At 63.5% G+C, this 5,689-nt stretch carries 6 protein-coding genes; 2 read left to right on the forward strand and 4 right to left on the reverse strand.

From position 1 onward, the window contains the following. Window positions 1–231: 231 nt before the first annotated feature. The 3 genes from alkB to I5W_RS22685 form a co-directional block, all read right to left on the reverse strand. Entirely contained in the window at window positions 232–885 is a 654-nt protein-coding gene (gene alkB, locus I5W_RS22675; protein WP_044530947.1) for a DNA oxidative demethylase AlkB, read from the reverse strand. After that, window positions 882–2,060, reverse strand: a complete 1,179-nt coding sequence (gene ada / locus I5W_RS22680) for a bifunctional DNA-binding transcriptional regulator/O6-methylguanine-DNA methyltransferase Ada (RefSeq protein ID WP_044530948.1) — start codon at window positions 2,058–2,060, stop codon at window positions 882–884. Before ada ends, alkB begins: the two co-directional genes overlap by 4 nt. A 92-nt stretch (window positions 2,061–2,152) precedes the next feature. Continuing rightward, the gene (locus I5W_RS22685; protein WP_017454267.1) at window positions 2,153–2,671 is read right to left on the reverse strand and encodes an Lrp/AsnC family transcriptional regulator; all 519 of its coding nucleotides are present in this window, start codon (window positions 2,669–2,671) and stop codon (window positions 2,153–2,155) included. Window positions 2,672–2,818: 147 nt separating this feature from the next. On the opposite strand from I5W_RS22685, the gene hppD reads away from it, so the two are divergent. Then, entirely contained in the window at window positions 2,819–3,946 is a 1,128-nt protein-coding gene (gene hppD, locus I5W_RS22690) for a 4-hydroxyphenylpyruvate dioxygenase (protein WP_044530949.1), read from the forward strand. Between the two features lie 181 nt (window positions 3,947–4,127). Further along, a complete protein-coding gene (locus I5W_RS22695; RefSeq protein WP_017454265.1) occupies window positions 4,128–4,478 on the forward strand; it encodes a hypothetical protein in 351 nt (116 codons plus the stop codon). A 15-nt stretch (window positions 4,479–4,493) separates the two neighbouring features. Here I5W_RS22695 and I5W_RS22700 read toward each other — a convergent pair. Further along, the coding region (locus I5W_RS22700) for an MFS transporter (RefSeq protein WP_044530950.1) at window positions 4,494–5,689 on the reverse strand (1,196 nt) is incomplete at its 5' end.

Here is a 5,689-nt window from a genome sequence, read left to right on the forward strand (position 1 = left end):
TCGGCCAACGAANCCCGATTCGTTGTTTGCCGTTTCCAGGTGNCAAGAATTTGCTTGCCAGGGCCCAGATGTTAATTTAAGTTGTCAGCACGTGNACAGCTTCCCTTCCATGNAGAAGATTTCCTGTTGGCAAAACCCAACAATTGTTTTTATTTCATGCCATTTTGTTTTGATTCCGGGCCGCAAATGGCTGGAGGGGCAAGGCGCGGCGCGATTCGGATTCTGATTGTTTTAGCGCGCGCGACGGAAGGTCAGGTTATAGCGGCAGTTGCCAGTGAGGGCATGGTCGCCCTCGCGCAGGGTATCGATGCCGTGGAAGGCCAGTCGCGCCGGGCCGCCCCAGACCACCACATCACCGCTTTCCAGGCGCAGGCGGCGCGGCTTGTCGGTGCGGGCCAGACCGCCGAAGAGGAAAGTCGCCGGCAAACCCAGCGAGACCGAGACGATGGGTTGGGCCATGTCGGCTTCATTGCGGTCCTGGTGCAGCGACATGCGCGCACCGGGTTCATAGCAGTTGATCAGGCAGGCATCCGGTGCGAAGGCGGCAAACCCGGCCGCCTGCGCCGCGCGCTGGGCCAGGGCGACAAAAGCCTCGGGCATCGGCGGCCAGTCGCGCTCGGCCAGCGGGTCCAGTACTTGATAGCGATAGCCGAGGCGGTCGGTGACCCAGCCATAGCTGCCGCAGTTGCTCATCGCCACCGACATGCGAAAACCGCCCGGCGTTTGCATGTGGCGCAGGGGCGATGCGGCCAGTACCGTGGCAATCCCTGCCAGCAAGCTTGCGGCCTCCGCTTCATCGACGAAGGCACGCAGCAGCAGTGCGCCTTCGGTGATGCTCTCGACGCTGGGGGTGCGGGCCAGGTCACCGAATAGATCGCCCGTCACTTGCCACTCCCGCTACGTTGTGGCGCGGCCTTGATGCGCTGGATGCGGTCCTGTGCGTGCGTTGCAGCCGGCGCCCCGGAAGCCGCCGCTTCCTGCGCCAGCAAGGCCGCCTTGCGTTCCACTCCCCAGCGATAACCGGAGGGCGAACCGTCCAGTCGGACGATGCGATGGCAAGGAATGAGCACGGCGATTTCATTTTGGGCGCAGGCATTGGCCACGGCCCGCACCGCCTTGGGCTGGCCGATGCGCGCGGCCAGTTCGGCATAGGTCAACGTCACGCCGGGCGGCACGGCGCGCAATGCCTGCCAGACGCGCTGCTGGAAGGCCGTGCCACGCACGTCCAACGGCAGCGCGGCGCCGTGTTGCGGGTCGTGCAGCACGGCCAGTACCTGCGCCAGCGTCTGCTCGAAGGCGGCATCGGCCGGGGCCAGGTCGGCTTGCGGAAAACGATCCTGCAATTGCTGCACCAGGGGCTCGGCCTCTGCGCCCAGCGTGATGGCGCAGATTCCCTGCTCGGTAGCGGCCACCAGCAAGGCGCCCAGCCAGCATTGCGCTACCGCGAAGCGGATCTTCTCGCCGCTGCCGCCACGCCGATAGGTGGCCGGTTTCATGCCCAGTTGCGCGGCGCTGTGGGCGTAGAAGCGGCCGCTGGAATTGAATCCGGCCTCATAGAAGGCTGCGGTGACGCTGGGACTGTCACCCAACTGGGTGCGCAGGCGGCTGGCGCGATGGGCATCGGCATAGGCCTTGGGCGTGAGTCCGGTGTGCTGCTTGAAGAGGCGATGGAAGTGGTAGCGGCTCAAGCCCACGGCTTGGGCCAGGATATCGGTGGCCGGTGCCTGCTGGGCGGCTTCGATCAGGCGGCAGGCCTGGGCGATGGCCTGGGCCTGGCGCTGCTGCAGCGACGGCTGGTCAGGCTTGCAGCGCTGGCAGGGACGAAAGCCAGCCGCTTCGGCGGCAGCGCAACTGTCGTGGAAGCTCACGTTCTTGCGCAAAGGCGTGCGCGCACCGCAGGACGGTTTGCAATACACCCCCGTGCTCTTGACCGCATACCAGAAGCGGCCATCGGCGCTCGGGTCGCGCCCTTGCACGGCTTGCCAGCGGAGCTCATCGTCGCTGCGATTGCCGGGCGGCTCAGGCTGGGCCAGGGGCTGGGGGGACATCATGGTTGGCATGGGGCACTCCTGGAATCGGATGTCCTGATTCTAGGCCTGGCTGGAGACGGCCACACTCCGGCGCTTGCTTTTGAATTCGCGCGCCGGTCGGCTCACTGCGAGAAACGGATGCGCTGGCGCGACTTGACCGGTTGCATCACGTGTTCCAGCGGCAGTTCGTGGGACTGCTTGACCTTCTTCAAGGTGATGTTGGATTTGACGTTGGTCACGCCCGGCAGGCGCAGCAGGCGGGTCATCATGAATTCGGAAAAGGCTGCCAGGTCAGGAGCGACGATGCGCAGGATATAATCGCCCTCCCCCGTGACGGAGAAACACTCGGTCACTTCCGGCATCGCCTCCACGGCTTTTTCGAAGAGTTCGCCACGGGTTTCGCCCTGGCGGTCCAGCGTCACGGTGGTGAAAGCGGTCACCCCCAGGCCGACCACGGCCGGGTCCAGCACGGCGGTATAGCGTTCGATGACGTGGGCTTCTTCCAGGCGCTGTACGCGGCGGCTGATCTGGGAAGTGGACAGGTGGACTTTCAGGCCGAGGGCACTATTGGTAATATGGCCATCTCGCTGCAGCTCGGTCAGCAAGGCCAGATCGTAGCGGTCCACGTTGATGATGCTCATTTGTCTCTCCAAAGTTCATATTTAAGAATTATTTGTGCATATTATCTAATATATCGCGCAAAAAACAATCACAATTTGCAGCATCTACGCAATAAACTCCTTGCACAGGCCGGACTTGCCGGCCTTCCCCACACGAGGAGACACAGCATGGGCCACGCAGACAGCCAATTCGCCCCCGAATTCGCCCCCGATACCGCCGCAGCCGCGGCAGCCACCCGCCAGGATCTGTTCGACAACCCCATGGGCACTGACGGCTTCGAATTCGTCGAATATACCGCCGCCGATCCTGCCGCCATTGCCGGCGTGCTGGAATTGATGGGCTTCAGCGCCGTGGCGCGTCACCGTTCCAAGAATGTCACGCTGTACCGCCAGGGCCAGATCAATTTCATCCTCAACGGCGAACCCGGCAGCAATGCCGCCGCCTTCGCTCAGGTACACGGCGCGTCGGTGAACGCCATGGCCTTCCGCGTCAAGGATGCGGCCCATGTGTATCAACGTGCACTGGAACTGGGTGCGGAAGGGGTGGAAGCCAAGCTGGGGCCGATGGAACTGAATATTCCTGCCATCCGCGGCATCGGCGGCTCGCTGCTCTATCTGGTGGACCGCTATGGCGACCACGGCTCCATCTACGATGTGGACTTCCAGTTCTTTCCTGGCGTGGAGCACAATCCCAAGGGCGTGGGGCTGACCTATATCGACCACCTGACCCACAACGTCATGCGCGGCGCGATGGATACCTGGTCCTCGTTCTATACGCGTCTGTTCAACTTCCGCGAGATCAAGTATTTCGACATCGAAGGCAAGGTCACCGGCCTGCGTTCACGTGCCATGACCAGCCCCTGCGGCAAGATCCGCATCCCCATCAACGAGAGTGCCGACGACAAGTCGCAGATCGAGGAATTCATCAAGCAATACAACGGCGAAGGCATCCAGCATATCGCGCTGGGGACCGATGATATCTACCAGACCGTGCGCGCACTGCGCGCGCGTGGCGTGCCGTTGCAGGACACCATCGCCACCTACTACGACCTGGTGGAACGTCGCATTCCCGGCCATGGCGAAGACCTCGATGCACTGCGCGAACTGAAGATCCTCATCGATGGCGCGCCCACCGCCGGCCAGGGCCTGCTGCTGCAGATCTTCACCCAGAACCTGATCGGCCCGGTGTTCTATGAAATCATCCAGCGCAAGGGCAATGACGGTTTTGGCGAGGGCAATTTCAAGGCCTTGTTCGAATCCATCGAACTGGACCAGATGCGCCGTGGGGTGATCTGACGGCTCTGGCCGCCCTCCCCTGAAGCTGCCTGGACAAAGGCGCAGCGCCCTTCACGGGCCTGCGCCTTTTCCTTTTTTTACTTTCCGTGGCTCAAGCTTTGCGCAGCCCTGCCGTAAATCTACCCAAGGCAACACCGCATGATCCTTGCAACCACTTGCGCCCGTCGGGGCTGGAGTTCGCATGAACCTCGCGTATGAAGAAGAACAAACTGCCCAGGCCCAAACCGCCGTGCTGGCAGACACGCTGGACAATGAGCCCGCCGAGCTGGTGGCGCAATTGAGTCATCGCATCCTGATCCTGCAACAACAGGCGCAATCGCTCATGCGCTTCCCGGCCAACCGTGATGGCAAGCAGCAGCGCCAGTTGCTGCAGCAGCAGATTCGCAATCTCTACCAGCAATTGTTCGTGCTGGAACAGCAGCAGGCACAGCGCCGGATGCGCAGCGAAAACTATCTCAGCATGGCACTGTCAGTGGCTGCGCACGCCGCCCATCAACACGCCCACGGCGAAACCTTGGCCCCGGCGCTTTAAGTCCAGCCCTCAAACTCAATAGCGCAGCCGCCACAGGCTGACCAGGCAAGCCGCGCCAGCCAGGGCGGCGGCACACCATAGCACCAGCGCATAAGGTGCGTTCGACAGCGCCAGCAACAGCGCCACCACCGAAGCGCCCACGGTCTGCCCGGTCAGACGTGCCGTGCCCAGCATCCCGCTGGCGCCGCCGGTACGTTCGCGTGGCGCGGCGCTGATCATGGTGCGGTTGTTGGGTGTCTGGAACAGCCCGAAGCCCACGCCACACAGGGCAAACATGGCCACCATCACGCCATCCGGCGTGCCCGGCTGCACCAGCAGCAGCGACAGCAGCCCCAGGCACATCACCGCCAGACCGATCCCCCCCAGGAGACCCGCCGCGATGCGGTCGGAGAGCTTGCCCGCCACCACCCCGGTCAAGGCCACCGCAATCGGCCAGGCCGTCAGCAGCAGGCCGGCGCGCGCCACGCTCATGCCCTGCTGGTTCTGCAGCATGAAGGGCAGCATCACGAACACCGCCATCTGCGCCGCGAAGGAACAGAACGAGGTGCCAATGGACAGGGCAAACAGCGGGATGCGCAGCAGGTCCAGCGGCAGCATGGGGGCGCTGGACGATTGCAGCCTGAGCAGCAGCACCAGGCTGATCGCTGTGAGCGCCGTACAACCGCCCACCACCCAAGCACCTTGCAGATGGCCGACGGCATCGATGGTATAGAGCAGCAAGCCGATGAAGCACATGCACAGCAAGGCGCTTTGCCGGTCGAATCGCCGCGCCGACAAGGGATTGCTGGGCAAGGCGCGATGCCCCACGGCCAGCGCCGCCAGACCCAGCGGAATATTGATGAGGAACAGCCAGTGCCAGCTTGCCAGGTGCAGGATCAAGCCCGCCACGGTCGGTCCCAGCGCATTGCCGGTGCCGGCCACCAAGGCGTTGTAGCCGATGGCTCGGCCCAATAGCCGGGCCGGATAGATGAAGCGGATCAAGGCCGTATTGACCGACAGGATGCCGGCCGCCCCCAGGCCTTGCAGTACCCGCGCCAGGCTCAGCTGCAGCATGTCACCGCTGGCCGCACATGCCAGCGAGGCCAGCGTGAACAGGAATACCCCGCCCAGATAGACCCGCCGATAGCCGATCACCTCACCCAGCGAGGCCAGCGGCAGCAGGCACACCGCCATGGCGATCTGATAGCTGTTGATGACCCAGATGGCGTCGG

It is taken from the genome of Herbaspirillum sp. B65, from assembly GCF_000333555.1.
Lineage (GTDB): Bacteria > Pseudomonadota > Gammaproteobacteria > Burkholderiales > Burkholderiaceae_D > Herbaspirillum > Herbaspirillum rubrisubalbicans.

Coding starts and splice junctions, on each gene's coding strand:
- hppD (WP_044530949.1), top strand. CDS start 2,819: ATGGGCCACGCAGACAGCCAATTCGCCCCCGAATTCGCCCCCGATACC.
- I5W_RS22685 (WP_017454267.1), bottom strand. CDS start 2,671: ATGAGCATCATCAACGTGGACCGCTACGATCTGGCCTTGCTGACCGAG.
- I5W_RS22695 (WP_017454265.1), top strand. CDS start 4,128: ATGAACCTCGCGTATGAAGAAGAACAAACTGCCCAGGCCCAAACCGCC.
- ada (WP_044530948.1), bottom strand. CDS start 2,060: ATGCCAACCATGATGTCCCCCCAGCCCCTGGCCCAGCCTGAGCCGCCC.